The 15,672-nt window shown below is 69.9% G+C and carries 13 protein-coding genes and 1 pseudogene; 5 read left to right on the top strand and 9 right to left on the bottom strand.

The features are described 5' to 3' along the window. Both C1I99_RS33380 and C1I99_RS19550 read right to left on the bottom strand, forming a co-directional pair. The coding region (locus C1I99_RS33380) for a 3-keto-alpha-glucoside-1,2-lyase-like domain-containing protein (RefSeq protein ID WP_199562274.1) at nt 1–679 on the bottom strand (679 nt) is incomplete at its 3' end. A 1,046-nt stretch (nt 680–1,725) separates the two neighbouring features. Beyond that, on the bottom strand, nt 1,726–2,304 hold the full coding sequence (locus tag C1I99_RS19550; RefSeq protein ID WP_111135668.1) for a TetR/AcrR family transcriptional regulator: 579 nt from the start codon (nt 2,302–2,304) through the stop codon (nt 1,726–1,728). A 142-nt stretch (nt 2,305–2,446) separates the two neighbouring features. Between C1I99_RS19550 and C1I99_RS19545 the strand changes: the two genes are divergently transcribed. Continuing rightward, complete coding sequence (locus C1I99_RS19545) at nt 2,447–3,280, top strand: alpha/beta fold hydrolase (RefSeq protein ID WP_111135667.1); 834 nt, start codon at nt 2,447–2,449, stop codon at nt 3,278–3,280. Between the two features lie 638 nt (nt 3,281–3,918). Here the strand turns inward: C1I99_RS19545 and C1I99_RS19540 are convergent. Then, complete coding sequence (locus C1I99_RS19540; protein ID WP_199562272.1) at nt 3,919–4,623, bottom strand: LysE family translocator; 705 nt, start codon at nt 4,621–4,623, stop codon at nt 3,919–3,921. Nucleotides 4,624–4,816: 193 nt separating this feature from the next. After that, complete coding sequence (locus C1I99_RS19535; protein ID WP_111135665.1) at nt 4,817–5,425, bottom strand: hypothetical protein; 609 nt, start codon at nt 5,423–5,425, stop codon at nt 4,817–4,819. A gap of 822 nt (nt 5,426–6,247) precedes the next feature. Here C1I99_RS19535 and rox point away from each other — a divergent pair. After that, a complete protein-coding gene (gene rox, locus C1I99_RS19530; RefSeq protein ID WP_111135664.1) occupies nt 6,248–7,675 on the top strand; it encodes a rifampin monooxygenase in 1,428 nt (475 codons plus the stop codon). A 269-nt stretch (nt 7,676–7,944) separates the two neighbouring features. Here rox and C1I99_RS19525 read toward each other — a convergent pair. The 5 genes and pseudogenes from C1I99_RS19525 to C1I99_RS19505 form a co-directional block, all read right to left on the bottom strand. Beyond that, a pseudogene (locus tag C1I99_RS19525) lies at nt 7,945–8,481 on the bottom strand (DUF6596 domain-containing protein); the annotation flags it as partial. Between the two features lie 96 nt (nt 8,482–8,577). After that, nucleotides 8,578–9,111 (bottom strand): helix-turn-helix transcriptional regulator, encoded by a 534-nt coding sequence (locus C1I99_RS19520; RefSeq protein WP_199562270.1) that lies wholly within the window; start codon nt 9,109–9,111, stop codon nt 8,578–8,580. A gap of 198 nt (nt 9,112–9,309) precedes the next feature. Next, the gene (locus C1I99_RS19515; RefSeq protein WP_111135661.1) at nt 9,310–11,049 is read right to left on the bottom strand and encodes a multicopper oxidase family protein; all 1,740 of its coding nucleotides are present in this window, start codon (nt 11,047–11,049) and stop codon (nt 9,310–9,312) included. Continuing rightward, a complete protein-coding gene (locus C1I99_RS19510; RefSeq protein ID WP_111135660.1) occupies nt 11,046–11,462 on the bottom strand; it encodes a DUF6220 domain-containing protein in 417 nt (138 codons plus the stop codon). Before C1I99_RS19510 ends, C1I99_RS19515 begins: the two co-directional genes overlap by 4 nt. Nucleotides 11,463–11,489: 27 nt before the next feature. Next, complete coding sequence (locus C1I99_RS19505) at nt 11,490–12,461, bottom strand: carboxymuconolactone decarboxylase family protein (protein ID WP_111135659.1); 972 nt, start codon at nt 12,459–12,461, stop codon at nt 11,490–11,492. Between the two features lie 143 nt (nt 12,462–12,604). Between C1I99_RS19505 and C1I99_RS19500 the strand changes: the two genes are divergently transcribed. From C1I99_RS19500 to C1I99_RS19490, 3 genes are all read left to right on the top strand, one after another. After that, nucleotides 12,605–13,735 carry a sensor histidine kinase gene (locus C1I99_RS19500; RefSeq protein WP_111135658.1) on the top strand — a complete coding sequence of 377 codons (1,131 nt, stop codon included), beginning with the start codon at nt 12,605–12,607 and terminating at the stop codon, nt 13,733–13,735. Continuing rightward, nucleotides 13,732–14,394 carry a response regulator gene (locus C1I99_RS19495; RefSeq protein ID WP_111135657.1) on the top strand — a complete coding sequence of 221 codons (663 nt, stop codon included), beginning with the start codon at nt 13,732–13,734 and terminating at the stop codon, nt 14,392–14,394. The genes C1I99_RS19500 and C1I99_RS19495 overlap by 4 nt, the downstream gene beginning before the upstream one ends. Nucleotides 14,395–14,487: 93 nt before the next feature. Continuing rightward, nucleotides 14,488–15,198 carry a DNA alkylation repair protein gene (locus tag C1I99_RS19490; RefSeq protein ID WP_111135656.1) on the top strand — a complete coding sequence of 237 codons (711 nt, stop codon included), beginning with the start codon at nt 14,488–14,490 and terminating at the stop codon, nt 15,196–15,198. Nucleotides 15,199–15,672 lie beyond the last annotated feature (474 nt).

Below are 15,672 nucleotides of genomic sequence, written 5' to 3'. Positions count from 1 at the left end.
CGAGGGCAAGGCGGTCCGGGGGTACGACGCGGGATGCGACTGCGTCCGGGACAGCGAGACCGGCAGGACCTGGACGGCGGACGAGGAGACCGGCGCCTTCGTCGCCGCGGACGGCGAGCGGCTGGCCTCCACCAGGCTGGTCGGTCACCAGCACATCGTCGAACGACGCGCTCGCGTACAGAGTGGCCAGGCCCACCCGGCCCGAGCTGAACGTGCCATCGCTGCTTGACACCACCTGCTGTCCGTTGACGTACCCGCGTAGCTGGCTGCCGAACGCCTCCAGCCGAAGTGTGTACCAGGTGCCGGTGCTCACAGCGGTGGGAGCGGAGGCGAGGGTGGTGTAGCCGCCCGAGACCCGCTTGCCCAGCACCACCTGGCTGCCGTTGGTCAGCGCCAGGTAGTAGTAACTGGTCATGCTCTGGGCGCGGCCGATCAGCCCGGCGAACCGGCCGGAACCGCTTCCCCAGGTCACCGGCTTCACCCGCGCCTGCACGCTCTGGTCACTCCACGTCGAGCCGGCCTGCGCCTTCGCGTCCGAACCGGTGCTCGACTGGCGGTACGCCAGGGAGCCGTCGCTCACCACCGACCAGCTGCCACCCGAGCTCGACCAGCCCGTGGAGTTACCGTCCTGGAAGTCGTCACTCAGCAACGTCGCGGCCTGTGCGGCCGCTGTGGTCATCGCCAGCGTCGCGGCGACCAGTACTGCCGCGGCGGCACCGGCCAGCAACCCACGGTGTGCGCGGCGCCAGGCTGGTCGACCGGCGGTGTGAGGCCCGCCAGAGGCGGGGATCGCAGATCGCATCATCCTTCTCCTCTCAGATCTTCCCGACCCGGCGCCGGCCATCACGATGGCCTCGACGTCGTTCGGGTTGTCCCGGGTGTAGCTGCGGTCGGCGGCGGGGTCCTGCACGATGCCGCCGCAGTACGGCTGCCCAGCCCTCCTCGCCGGCGAAGACGTTTGTTCCCGGCCGACGCGCCGGCCGGTCGGGCCGCAGTAGTGGTTGGTCACCGGCTCTCGTCCTCGACGTGGTCGCCCTCGACCCCGCAGCCGGTGTTCGCGTGGCAGGCCACGCCAGCGTCGCTGTTGGATGGTCGTCGTTGCGGGCGTGCACCGGCTCCCCGAACCGGACCCCGCAGGTTGCGCTGCGGTGTCTGAAGACCGGACTGCCGGTAGGCCAGGGGACCGGTCGGTGACCGCCGACCAGCGCCACCCGACGTGGACCAGCCGGTGGCGTCGCCGTCCCGGACGTCGTCGCGGCGAACCGCCGCGACGCGGGACGGTGGCGCTCACCGGACAGAAGGCCGTAGCGACCGCCCCGACCAAGGCCGGTGGCGAGCCAGGCTCGCCGTCTCGTGGCGGACATCTGCACGCCCCTTCTGCTACCGCCCGCCGTGGGAGAGAGACCGGGCCCGGCGCGGGAGGGGTACGCCGGCTTGCCGGTGCGACGCCGGTAACACGTAGGAAAACTCGCGTTCCCCCACGATAGGAAAGGGCTTTCCCGTATTCAAGATGTCCGATATGCAAGTCTGTTGCAGCAAATGTGCGCAACACCCCTGGCCGGGCTCGCTATCCGCCCGGGATCGTCCGAATGTGTCCGGAACTCAGACCGCTGTCGTTTGCACCTCTTTTGCGGTAGCGGGGTGATGTTCTATTGATACGAACGGGTTGCCGCCACCGTCAACTCCGACCCGGGCCGGACCCACGACCCGGCAATTCGGACACCCTCACTGTGCCCTCTCGGCCAGGGCGGAGTCGATGAGAGTCGCGGCGGCGGTGCGGGCGTGGCCGGCGGCTTCGCTCGTGCCGGCGATGGCGGCTGTGGTCTGCGCCCCCTCGGCGAGGATGGCGAGCTGGAAGGCGAGCGACGCGGGGCCGCCGGCCTCGGCGATGAGTTCGGCGAGACGGGCCTGGAACTGGGCCTTGTGCTCGCGGACGAGGTCGGCGATCCGTGGCGTGCTGGCACCGAGCTCGCCGAAGGTGTTGATGAACACGCAGCCGCGGAAGTCGTCCTCGTCGAACCAGCGGGCCAGCATGTCGTAGACGGCCAGCAGCCTGGCGCGGGGCGTCTCGCCGGTCGCGACGGCGGCCTCGACGAGTTGGTTCCAGATCTGGCGCCGCCGGTGCAGGACCTCCTCGACGAGGCTCTCCTTCGAGGGGAAGAGCTGGTAGAGGCGCTTGAGGGAAACGCCGGCCTCGGCCCGTAGGGCGTCCATGCCGACCGCCTGGATGCCCCGGCTGTAGTAGAGCCGGTCGGCGACGGCCAGCACCTTCTCGCGGATCGCCTCGTCGGCCTGTGCCGGCATGTTTCCCCTCCTACTGTCCGGGTCCCGGTGACGACGCTCACGGCGGGATGTCCGCCGAGGGACTAGCGCCGAGAACGGTCGTTCTCTAGGCTACCTCACAAGACGCGAGAACGACCGTTCTCCGAGTGGCAGGGAGGCCGTCATGCCGTACATCACCGTCGGGACCGAGAACAGCACCAGCATTGACCTCTACTACGAGGACCACGGCCAGGGGCAGCCCGTCGTGCTCATCCACGGCTACCCCCTCGACGGGCACTCCTGGGAGAAGCAGAGCGCGACTCTGCTCGACGCCGGCTACCGGGTGATCACCTACGACCGGCGGGGCTTCGGGCAGTCCAGCCAGCCCACCGTCGGCTACGACTACGACACCTTCGCCGCCGACCTGCACACCCTGCTGGAGACACTCGACCTGACCAATGTTGTACTCGTCGGCTTCAGCATGGGCACCGGCGAGGTGGCCCGCTACCTGAGCCGGTACGGCTCCGCCCGCGTCGCCAAGGCCGCCTTCCTGGCCTCGCTGGAGCCGTTCCTGCTCAAGACCGAGGACAACCCCGCCGGCGTGCCGCAGGAGGTCTTCGACGGCATCCTCGCCGCCGTCACCACCGACCGGTACGCCTACTTCACCGACTTCTACCGCAACTTCTACAACACCGACGAGACGCTGGGCAGCCGGCTCTCCGAGGAAGCCCTGCGGAACAGCTGGAACGTCGCCGCCGGTGCCTCCTGGTACGCCTCCAGCGCCGCCGTACCGACCTGGGTCACCGACTTCCGGGCCGACATTGACAAGATCGACGTGCCGGCGCTGATCCTGCACGGCACCGCCGACAACATCCTGCCGATCGACGCCACCGCCCGCGAGTTCCACAAGCGGCTGCCGCAAGCCGACTACGTCGAAATCGCCGGAGCCCCGCACGGCCTGCTCTGGACCCACGCCGGCGAGGTGAACGAGGCTCTACTGGCCTTCCTGGCCAAGTAACGCCAACCAACGAGGACGGGGCCGCTCCGCGGGTGCGGCCCCGTCCCGGTGGCGTCGAGCTCGCCGACAAGCCCGCGCAACCTTCGCCACACACGCGGGCCGAGGGCTTGGCCCTCGCCGCGGCCCCCGGCCGGCGCCCTGGTTGGTGTGCTGGCGGTGCTGCTGGTGCGGGCATCCCGCACCCCTACGCACGTCAACGCCAGCCCACAGGTGTGGTGCGAAAACGGATGGCGACTGACGCTGCTCCCTCCACCGGTCCAGGCCCGCACCCAATGACGCCGATCAACTACCGGGACGAAGAGTCGGTTGGGTATGTCTCGCTGCCCGTTGATGGGAACCACCAAACGGCAGCGAAGCTTCCGATTCGTACGCCAACAAGAAGCATCTCGGTGACCCTGGATACCCAGCCCCGGTCCGACGGGGATCTGCGACACGAGGCCTCGTCGACCATCACCGCTTTTCCCAGACGCGGCGCTGGCCACAGCAGTTGAGACGGGTTATCTAGCCTTTTCGGGGCCAGGTAAGCCCGCTCGGCGGCCAGGGTACGGAGCCGTTGGGTTGCACCATCAGGAGCCGGCGACCGTGATGTTGACCAGGTTGTCGGCCGGCGTCGCCCGGCAGGCAGGCATGAACGGCGTTCAGCGGCTTTCGGTGGCCATCCGCAGGCCGAGGGCGACGAGAACGGTGCCGCTGATCGCGTCGAGTCGGCGTCGGACCGTGGCCCGCCGGAACCAGACGCCGGCGCGGCCGACCAGGGCCGCCAGCGCCAGGTACAGGACAACCTCGATGGCCACCTGAAGCATGGCCAGCAACGCGGTGGTGGCGAACAGCGGCCGATCGGCGGGCACGAACTGCGGATAGAACGCGATCATGAACGCTGCGGCCTTCGGGTTCGCCAGCATCACCAGCGCACCCTCACCGAACGCCGTCGCCCAGCCCTTCGCCGTGTTGACCAACTCATCGTCAGGGTTCGGTGCCGCCCCGGTGCCGCGGGCGCGCCACGCCGACCGCCACGCCTTGATCCCGAGGTACAGCAAGAAACCCGCGCCGACCACACGCAACACGACGAAGGCGATCTCCGAGGCGGCGACCAGCGCCGCCAGGCCGGCGGCCGCGAACAGCGCCCACAGATACAGGCCAGCCTCAAGCCCGAGCACCGTCGGCACGGCACCGGCGAACCCTCGCACGGCAGCTCGGCGCAGGATCAGCGCCATCGCCGGACCGGGCGAGGCAGAGATCAAGATAACCGCGACAACGAAGGCGGGCACCGAGCCAACAAGATCCATGACCACATCATGCCCACGGCACCCAGACGGGCTCAATCCGCGAAACGGGCCCGCCATCGTTCGGAGCGCGGCGACCCTGGACTCCTGTCTGAGTCGAGTTCTGAGTTTCGGCCATCCAGGGACGGACGCGAGCCGCCCGTCCTGTGCGCGGCAACCCACCCCTTCCCGCGCCGACACCGCGCTGACCTCAATCTGGCGCAGGTCCGTCGGCCCGGACAGGCGGGCAAACGTCCGGCCGACACCAAGCCGATCAGGGATAGGCGTTGGGTGCCATGCAGCTCGCAAAGATCACTGCGAACACCCAGTCGAGGTTGGACGGTAGGCACAACCGCACCAGCAGGCCCGGCCCCCGCCTGTCCGACCGCGGAGCATGCCTGCGTGAGGGCCCGAGGCGGCGGTCCAGGTCCGGTCTGAGGTACTGCGACACCGCCGACTTGAGCCCGCTCGCCAGGAACATGCCCAAGGTGAACATGCCCACGGTGGCGGCGACCGTCATGACGCCCTCGTGCACGGGGTTGCTGGCGGTGGGCTCCGGCCGTAGCTGCGACGCGGCGATGTACATCGCCAGCGGCACCATGCTCAGCCCGAACCACGCCTGATACCGGAAGAGGTTCGCCATCTCGGCGTCCCCGCCGGAGGGCGGCCAGTCCCGGGCATGGCCGCGCACCTCCTCCAGCGTCCAGACGAACCGCTTGTCCCGGTTGGCTAGGCGTACCAGCAGCGGCGCCACCAGGACGACCAGGGGACGCCCCAGGTCCCACAACTGCCGCTGCCGCACTCGGTCACCCTCGGATTCGACATCCCGGCGAACCAGCCGCCCCCACACCCCGTTCCACCAGCGCCCCTCCAACTCGATCACGACGTCATCGTTACATTCGTTCGAGAGATGTGTGATCAAGACTGGTTGGCCGAGCAGACATCACCCTATGAACCTGCGGGGCGACGATCTGCGCCCGCCGGCCCGACGCCTGGGCCACCGCCAGGGTGGTCAGCCGTCTGAAGCTCGCACCGACGTTTGCTGCCTGCTGGAGACCGATCGAGGCGGACAGCTGCTTCTGGCGTGAGCCAACCAGGCCGGGTCGCCTATGCCCGCGGTCGGCCCACCACATCGATGCCCTTGGCCCCGATGTTCGTTGGTCCTCCATAGTGGCTACGGGAGAGAAAGCCGCGACAGGACGCGGATCAGTGGCAGCCATGCCGGTCTAGGTCCCCGATGGGATATGACGGGCAGCCGTCCAACGACACCAGCAGCCACTTCAGGACAGCTCCACATGCGGCTGGGCGGCGACCGGCCTGTTACCCCCGAGGTTGCGTCCTGCGCATGTCCTGAGGCCGCCGGCATCGCCGTACGTGGCGCGTCACCGCTTCGAGAGGGGCTTGTTCGTCCACACCGGACGCAAGAGGCAGGAAGAGTGCGACTCCCTGCCACTCTCAACGTATAGCGCACTGGGGGCCTTGCGGCAAGACCCGGGTCGTGCCGGAGAATCTCCAGCCGAAGCCGGAACCTGAGGAAATCAGGGATTCACGAAGAACGTGCGCTTTAGTCGAAATGTGGGCCTTCGCGGGGCGTTGAACCGCCGGTGGGACTCGCCGTGCGGTTGCGGGCACTCGGCGCGGAGGTGCGGATATGCGCTCCGCCGGACTGCGCGGAGCAGTTGGCCGAAATGCAATGGGGGTTTTCATGTTTGATGTGATCGTTGCCGGCGGCGGACCGACCGGTTTGATGCTGGCCAGCGAGTTGCGGCTGCACGGCGTGCACGCGCTCGTGCTGGAGAAGGAGGCGGAGCCGACCAGGTATGTCCGCGCGCTCGGTCTGCACGTGCGAAGCATCGAGGTGATGGACCAACGCGGTCTGCTGGAGCGGTTCCTCGCGCTCGGCCAGCAGTACCCGGTCGGTGGCTTCTTCGCCGGCATCAACAAGCCGCAGCCGGACCGGCTGGACACCGCACATCCGTACGTCCTCGGCATCCCGCAGACCACCATCGATCGTCTGCTGGCCGAGCGTGCCACCGAACTCGGCGCCGAGATCCGGCGCGGCTGTGAGCTGGTCGGGCTGAGCCAGGACGACCGCGGGGTGACCGTCGAGCTGGCAGACGGCACACGGCTGCGCTCGCGGTACCTCGTCGGCTGCGACGGTGGCCGCAGCACGGTGCGTAAGCTGCTCGGCGTCGGCTTCCCCGGCGAGCCCACCAGGGTCGAGACGCTGCTGGGCGAGATGGAGGTGGCCGTACCGCCGGAGACGGTGGCCGCCGTGGTGGCCGAAGTTCGCAAGACCCAACTTCGGTTCGGCGCCGCGCCCTTCGGGGAGGGGGTGTACCGCGTTGTCGTGCCCGCCGAGGGGTTGGCTGAGGACCGCACGGTCCCGCCGACCCTCGAGGAGGTCAAGCAGCGGCTGCGGGTGATCGCCGGCACCGACTTCGGTGTGCACTCGCCGCGCTGGCTGTCCCGCTTCGGCGACACCACCCGGCTGGCCGAGCGCTACCGGACCGGCCGCGCGCTGCTGGCCGGCGACGCGGCGCACATCCACCCGCCGACCGGTGGGCAGGGGCTCAACCTCGGCGTCCAGGACGCGTTCAACCTCGGCTGGAAACTGGCCGCCGAGGTCAACGGCTGGGCACCGGAGGGGCTGCTGGACAGCTACCACACCGAACGGCACCCGGTGGCCGCCGACGTGCTGGACAACACCCGCGCGCAGATGGAGCTGATGTCCACCGAGCCGGGCCCCCGATCAGTGCGCCGGCTGGTGTCGCAACTGATGGACTTCGAAGACGTGAACCGGTACCTGATCGAGAAGATCACCGCGATCGGGGTCCGCTACGACCTCGGCGACGGGCATGAACTACTCGGCCGGCGGATGCGGGACATCCAGCTGAAGCGGGGGCGCCTCTACGAACTGACGCACGGCGGCCGCGGACTGCTGCTCGACCAGACCGGCCGGCTCTCGGCGGCGGGCTGGGCAGATCGGGTCGACCACGTCGTCGACGTCAGCGAAGAACTGGACGTGCCCGCGGCGCTGCTGCGACCGGACGGCCACGTGGCGTGGGTCGGTGACGATCAGCAGGATCTGCTCAACCAGCTGTCTCGATGGTTCGGCGCCGCCGTCGGCTGAGTTCGCAGGTGTGGCTGGAAGGGTGTGACGCGGCCACTCGACGTGACCGCCGAGCGGGCAACCGCCTTGATCCACCATCATCAGAGGGCTGCCCTCCACCCAACCAAACTCAAGGTATGCCGGCACTCGCTACCCGGCCAGCAGCCCGAGCCCGACAGCACGCAGAGACGCACGCTCATGCCGGCGCGAGTGGGTATGTCGCTCCGCCGTCAAGGGACTCCCGCTCGTCATGTTCTCGTGACGGCTTCAGTCTCGCGGTGGACCAACGGCTATCCGCGGCGCAATCGGGCCGCTTGCTTGGTCAGGTAGTCCCGCTCGGCGGTGTTACGCGCCCGGGCCGCCGCGCGGGTGTAGTGCTCGGCGGCGACGTCGAGGTGTCCGGCCCGTTCGTGCAGGTGGGCACGCACCGCGTCGAGCCGGTGCTGGTCGCCGAGCCGCGTCGCGATCTCCTCGACGGCGCTCAGCCCGGCGAGTGGGCCGTCGACCTCGCCGACTGCGACCGCGCGGCTGAGCGCGGCAACCGGATTGTCGGTGAGCTCGAGGAGTTCGTCGTACCAGGCGAGAATCTGCGGCCAGTCGGTTTCCTCGGCGGTGCGGGCGTCGTCGTGCAGCGCGGCGATGGCGGCCTGGATCTGGTACTCGCCGCGCTGGTCGCGGGCCAGGGCCGCCTGCAGGACGCGTACGCCTTCGGCGATCTCGGCTTCGTTCCACCGGGTGCGATCCTGCTTGTCGAGGGAGATGAGTGTGCCGTGTTCGTCGGCGCGTGCGGCGCGGCGGGCGTGGTGGAGCAACATCAGCGCCAGAACACACGACGGAATGCGGCTTAGCAGGAAGCCGATAAGCAGCTCGTAGCGCACCGCGACCTGGCGCCATCATCCTGCGGGCTGGCTACCCACATGCTGTCAGGACAGGTCGAGGCGGGCCAGATCGCGGCGGGAGCGGATGCTGAGCTTGCGGAAGGCGCGGTAGAGGTGGTGCTCGACGGTGCGCGGGCTGAGGAACAGCTGGGCGGCGATCTCCCGGCTGGTGCCGCCGTTCGCCGCCAGCCGGACCACCTGGCGCTCTTGGGAGGTGAGTCGGTCGAGTGGGCTGGCTGCCGTAGGCTCGGCCGCGACGAGCCACTCGCCGGTCGCCTGCAGCTCGGTACGTGCCCGCTCCAGCCAGATCCTCGCCCGAAGCCGCTCGAAGGTCTTCAGGGCCGACCGCAGCGGGGCTCGCGCGTCGCTGCGCCGCCGGGCGCGGCGCAGCCACTCGCCGTAGAGCAGCTCGGTCCGTGCCTGCTCGAACGGCCGGCCCGCGCCCTCGTGCGCGGTGAGCGCGCGTAGGTAGTCGTCCTCGTTGTCGGTCAGCAGTGCCCGGCCGCGCGCAGCGAGCGCGTGCGCCCACGGCTGCCCGGCCGCACGCGCCCACGCCTCCAGCCGGGGTGTACTGCTCATCGGTCCGGCTGGCGTAGACATGCGCAGGGCGCATACTGGCGAAGACCTCGTCGCGGGTGTGGTTGGTGTGTGGTAACCCGATCCAAACCCCGACGAGGTCTTCATGCTGGTACCTAGATCAACCGGGTGAGCTACGGACAAGACTTCTGACCAGCCGCTTAGTCATCTGCCGCGGTCATCCGTATTCACAACCGAGGATCACGAGTACATCAGGTGCAGCGTCATCCCGGCGTCGGCGTGCGCCAGATTGTGGCAGTGGTTGGCCCACGTTCCGGGGTTGTCGGCCCGGAACGCCACCTCCCAGACGTCGCCGGGGCGTACGTCGAAAGAGTCCAGCCACAATCGACTTCCGGTCGCCGGCTTTCCGTTGCGGGACAGCACCAGGACATGATGGCCGTGCAGATGCCACGGGTGCACGATCTGAGACCGGTTCACGATCGTGAACTTGACGATGTCGCCGAGGCGTACGACCTGAGGCGGGATGTCCGGATCGGCCGCGCCGTTGACGGTGTGGGCGTATCGCGGAAGCAGTCCGTGCAGGTCGAGGCCGCGGTCGAGAACGAGGGTGAACTCCCTGTCGAACCGGGACCACGGCACCGGAGAATTGACGCCGTAGGTGAGCGGATCCAGCACCGGCCACGCGCCGGTCGTCGCCGACACCGGTTTGGTCGAGTAGACCGCCCGTCCGTCGACGAACAGCGCCACCGGCGTGGCGGGCGCGGTGAACACCAGGTCGTAGCGTCCCCCGGCCGGGATCAGCACGGCGGTGTCCACGAGCGACGTCGGGCCCTGCAGGTCGGATCCGTCGATCGCGGCGACCCGGAACGGGGTTCCGGCCAGGGCGTACCGGTGCGTCGTGCTGTCGGTGTTGATCAGGCGCAGCCGCACGGGCATCCCCGCCTCGACCGGCTCCGCTCTCGGTGCGGGCAGCGGAAGGCCCGCCAGCGTGTGCACCGGCACTGTGACGTCGACGCCGGTCACCGGCGCCGGGCGCACCACCAGGACACCGTAGAGGCCCATCCGCACGCCGACGTCGGAGACCGCATGCGTGTGGTACCAGTACGTCCCGGCCTGATCGGCGCGGAACCGATAGACGAACTCCTGCCCGGGCAGCACCGCCGCCTGCGTCACACCGGGCACTCCGTCCTGACTGTTCGGCACGTCGTACCCGTGCCAGTGCAGCGTGACGCCCCGCGCGATGTCCCGGTTGCGCAGCGTCACCTCCAGGACGTCGCCGACGGTGGCGGTCAGCTCCGGCCCGGGAACCTGCGCGTTGAACGCCCACGCTGGGACGTCACGGCCGCTCACGCTCACCGTCGCCGTCCCGGCCGTCAGGGTGAACCGCCTGGTCGGTTCGTCCGCGGTCCGCGCATCCCGATATCCATGATCATGTGGTACGCCGGGAGTAGCGTCCGGGGCGACGGCCAACCCGGTTCCGCCCAGCAGCGCCGCGACCGCCACCACGAGGGCCGCCCGGGACACCGTCCGAGGCGGGCGCGCGCCGAGGAAGCGCCACGAGACCGCGGTCGCCGCGACGACCCCGGCGACCGCGAGCAGTCCCGCGCCCGCCGACGCAGGATAGCCGTGCAGGACCGTTACGAGCAGGGCGCCGCTTTCGGCGTACCCGGCGAAGAGAAGCGGGACCGCGACGGACCTGATGTCGCCCGGGGCCCGCAGCAGCCGCGGCCCGGCGACGACCACCGCTGCGAGCGAGAGCGGCGCGGCGATGAGGACCTTCTCCCCCGCGAACCACCAGCCGGCGCGGGCGAGCGCGGTGATCGTGATCGCGCGGGCGAGCGTGGCGAGCAGCGCGAAGGCGGCCAGTCCCAGTGCGAGCGGACGGCGCCGGGCGGCCGATGCGGCGCCGCCGCCCAGCCATCCGGCGGCCGCGAGGACCGCGATCACGAGGTCTGTCGCGAGCAGCGAGCCGGCGGTCATGCCGGCTCCACCGGGTGGGCCAGCTTCCGAGCTGCCTGGTGGACGCTGACCACGACGTGCACCGCGATGATTCCGTTGAGCGCGTGCAGCCCGGCGATGGTCAGGCCGAGCGGGGTGCTGGCGCCCGCGGCGTCGGTGGACGCGTTCGCGAGCGCGGCGATGAGCGCCTGCACGACGACGAGACCGAGCGGCAGGATCGCCAGTCCGATGAGCCGGCCCGGCGCCTTCGCCAGCGCGGCGAACAGGGTGGTGAGCAGGGTGAGAACGGGGATGACGGCCATGCCGTTGACGTTGTGCAGCGCATATGCGCCGTCGCCCGCGGGTTTCGTGAACCCGCCCACGGCGGCGAAAACGAACTGCAGGACGAACGAGGCGAGCAACAGAGTGCTGACGATGACGAAGGCTTTGCGCATGGTGATTCCCCTAGAGACGAGCCGAGGTCAGTGCCGGGCGACGTGATCGGTGGCCGTGATCGCCCCGAACGCGACCAGCCGCACGAGGTCGGCGTCGGCCGGGTGGAAGAGCCGCCAGCGGGCGACGTCGCCCGCGCTGATCGCGCTGGGCGCGAACGCCGCCAGCAGCGCGATCCGCGTCCCGGCGCGGTCCGTGCCGGGCAGGTCCCGGATCAGATCGACGGCCCACTCTGCGGGCCGGGCAGGGAACTTTCCGTCCTCCCAGCTCACGGTCGCCGCGACGGTCTGGCGAGCCACGTCCCCCAGGAGGTCCCCGCCTTGGGTGGCGGCGTTCTTCAGCGACGCGTACGCGACGCCGACCGGGCTGTCCCCGGCCCAAGCCGGTGGCGCCGTCGTGCCGGCGTCGAGGAGCGGGAGGCTGCGGCCGGGCTCCTTCGGCTCGCGGGCCGTCCTGGCGTAGAGCCGGCCCCCGACTGACCGCACCACCGGGGAGCGCTGCAGGCCGCCGGGCAGCAGATCCGGGTCGAGCAGCGCCGACACGACCCGATTGATGAAGTGGAAGGCGAGCAGGGTGCCGGTGACCTCAGGGCAGTACGGGCTGGTCCAGTCGGCGGCTCCGGGGCTGCGGCTGGCCTCGGCCCAGCCCACGAGCGCGGCGCGCCTCGGCTCCGGTGGCGTCCCGCCCCGGGCAATGACCTCGGCCAGCTCGTGCTCGCCCAGCGCGTGCAGCAGAATCACGTGGGCGTCGACGCAGAACCGGCAGCGATTGGCCCGGGACACCGCCGACGCGACAAGCTCGCGGTCGACCCGGGACGCGTCCCCGGCGAGCAGGGCCTCGCGCATCAACGCCCAGGTCGCGGCCAGCACCTCCGGCACGGCCGAGAGCGTCTGGAAGGTGGGCACCGGCCCGAGGAACTCGTCCCGCAGCTGCCGGTAGACCTCCCCGGTGACACCGGTCGCAGCCTTCGCTGGAGCGGGGGTGAAAAAGCGGTATGTCATGGACTCGATGCTTGCCTCGGCGGGCCGGGAAAACGTCGTGCCGCCGCGGGCACTTGCCCGGCCGCCGATACCGCGTCCGCAGTACTCCTCATCTACCGCAGGCGCGGGATGCTCCCTGATGACAGCCGCACTACAGTTCGATCATGCGCCGCGATCTGCCGTACGCCCTCAGCGGCCTCGCCCTCGGCGTCCTCCTGCTCGGCCACGCCGCGCTCGCACCGGAGGCCGCAGCGGTGCGGGCGGTCGACGTCGCCCTGGTCCTGGTCATGGCGGCGGCCCTGGCGGTGTGCCGGCGGTACCCGGTGGTGGCGCTGATCGCGGTGACCGCCGCCATGCTGGCCCTCCACATCCGGGTATACCCCGGGGTGTCCGCCGCGTTCCCCGTCCTCGGCGCGGTCTACGTCGCCGCCTGGCGAGGGCACCGGTCGGCCGCCGCCCTGGCCAGCCTCGTCTTCCTCGGCGGCTTCCTGGCCCGCGACACCTCGGTCGCGCCCGCCGACCGGCCCGGCCAGCAGATCGCCGAGCGGACCGCCCTGCTGCTGGGCTGGTTTGTGGCGGCCAACGTCGCCGGGCTCGTCGCGCGACAGCGCCGGGCGTACCTGGAACAGGTCGAGCAGCGGGCGATCGAGGCCGAACGCACCCGCGAGGAGATGGCGTTGCGTCGCGCCGGGGAGGAGCGCCTGCGCATCGCCCGGGACCTGCACGACTCGCTGACCCACAACATCTCCGTGATCAAGGTGCAGGCCGGGATCGCCGTGCACCTGGCCCGCAAGCACGGCGAGGAACCGTCGGCCGCGCTGCTGGCGATCCAGGAGGCCAGCAGCGCCGCGATGCGGGAACTGCGGGCGACGCTGGACGTCCTGCGCGCACCCTCCGACGGGGACTACGTCGGGCTGGCCCGGGTGGGCGAGCTCGCCGAACGGACCCGGGCGGCCGGCGTACCGGTGCAGGTGACCGTCACCGGTCAGCCTCGGGACCTGCCCGCCGAGGTCGACCAGGCCGGGTATCGCGTCGTCCAGGAGGCCCTGACCAACGTAGCCCGCCACGCCGGCCCCGCCACCGCCCAGATCCACGTCGAGTATGCCCCGGCACAGCTGACCGTCTCGGTGACCGACGACGGCCAGGCGTCGCCAGTCCGGCCGGTGACACCGGGTGTGGGCCTGCGCGGCATGCGGGAACGGGTCACCGGACTGGGCGGCACACTGCAGGCCGCCGCCCGCGACGACGGCGGGTTCACGGTACGGGCCACGTTCCCGTTGGACGGTCCAGCATGATCCGGGTCCTGCTCGCCGACGACCAGGCTCTGATGCGGGCCGGATTCCGGGCATTGCTCGACGCCGAGGACGACCTGGAAGTCGTCGGCGAGGCCGCCGACGGCGCATCGGCCGTCCAGCTGTCGCGACGCCTGCGGCCGCACGTCGTGCTGATGGACGTGCAGATGCCGGGACTCGACGGCATCGAAGCCACCCGGCGCATCGCCGCTGATCCCGACCTCGCCGTGGTCCGCGTCCTCATCCTCACCAACTACGGGCTCGACTCCTACGTCTTCGCCGCACTCCGCGCGGGCGCCAGCGGGTTCCTTCTCAAGGACGCCGACCCCGCCGACCTGCTGCAGGCCATCGCCGTCGTGGCTCGGGGCGACGCGCTGCTCGCCCCAGCGGTCACCCGTACCCTCATCAGCGAGTTCGTCGCCAGCCCGCCGCCGGCCGACCCGGCGGCGGGACGCGACGTGCTGACCGCCCGCGAACAGGAGATCGTCGAGCTCGTCGCCCGGGGGCTGAGCAACGACGAAATAGCCGAGCGCATGGTGATCAGTCCGTTGACCGCCAAGACACACGTCAACCGGGCGATGACGAAGCTGCACTGCCGCGACCGTGCCCAGCTGGTCGTGTGGGCGTACGAGTCGGGGCTGATCACGCCGCGTCGCCGATGACAGCCGGTCGGCGGCATGCCAGTCAGTTGATTTTGGCGTTTGCAAGTAGACGCAGCACTGTGGGCACCGGCGGTCGCGGTAGGTTGCACAGTCATGGCCACGACCGCCGACGTCCGTCACGAACTCGCCAGCCTCGCCGACCCACGTCGGGTGGCGGGATTGAGCCGGTTTCTGCAGATGATTCCAGGCGGGTATGGCGAGGGCGACAGGGCCATTGGTGTCTCCGTGCCGGAACAACGCAGGGTGGCCGCCCGGTATTGGCGTGACCTCTCCCTAGCCGAAACGGCGAAGCTGCTGACCAGTAGCGTGCACGAGGAGAGGCTGACGTCGCTATTCATCCTGGTGCGAAAGTTCAGCAAGGGAGACGAGGAGGAACGGGGCGAGATCTTCAGCGTCATCCTGGCCAACACCCGCCACATCAACAACTGGGACCTGGTGGACTCATCCGCCCCGTACATCGTCGGCCCCTGGCTGATCGACAAGGACCGAAGCGTCCTGGATCGGTTGGCCGAGTCAAGCCTGGTGTGGGACCGGCGCATCGCCATCATGGCAACGTTCGCCTTCATCAAAGCCGGCGACTTCCATTGGACCTTCCGCCTCAGCGAACGGCTCCTACGCGACCCGCACGACCTCGTCCAGAAGGCGGTGGGCTGGATGCTGCGCGAGGTAGGGAACCGTGACAGAGCGGCGGAGGAGGAGTTTCTGGCCCGACGTTACCGGGTCATGCCGCGGGTCATGCTGCGGTACGCGATCGAAAAGTTTGACCCGCAGCGACGTAGGGAGTACCTATCCGGCGTGGTGTAGATGGTTGATGCCCGTCGGGTGGTGGCTCGCTGATACGACCCGCCTTTCGGGCGCGAGCCGGAGCCGGCACCATCTTCGGCACGAGAGCCCATCTCAGGCTGATCACGTCACCCCCGGAAGCCGACAGCAACTTCGGGCGTCGCCGAAGACGCTCACCACGCCGGAGGCCCTGGTCACGACTTTGCCCGTGGGATCCGTGTCTCAGCTCGCGGGACCCATGCGAAAGCCAGCACGGCGAAGCTCACAGTCATAGATCGATGCGGCAAGACGTCTCTCGGCCGGCACGAGACTCGAGGCGACAGCTGGCGGCAGCCAGGCAGAGAGCAGCGGAGGGTGACACCTCGGTCCTCGCTGGGAGTTCGCTACGTCGTCGCAGGTCAGGGCGCTGCTCGCCCTCCGCCCCAATTTGATGGTCATGGTCTTCTTCGGCAGCGTCGTGGGCGCCGCCAACCCGACCCCCACCCCCCGATTCCA

Origin of the sequence: Micromonospora deserti (assembly GCF_003236335.1) — a bacterium.
GTDB lineage: Bacteria > Actinomycetota > Actinomycetes > Mycobacteriales > Micromonosporaceae > Micromonospora > Micromonospora deserti.
The sequence above is the reverse complement of the archived record's forward strand: the minus strand, read 5'-3'. Positions and strand labels throughout refer to the sequence as shown.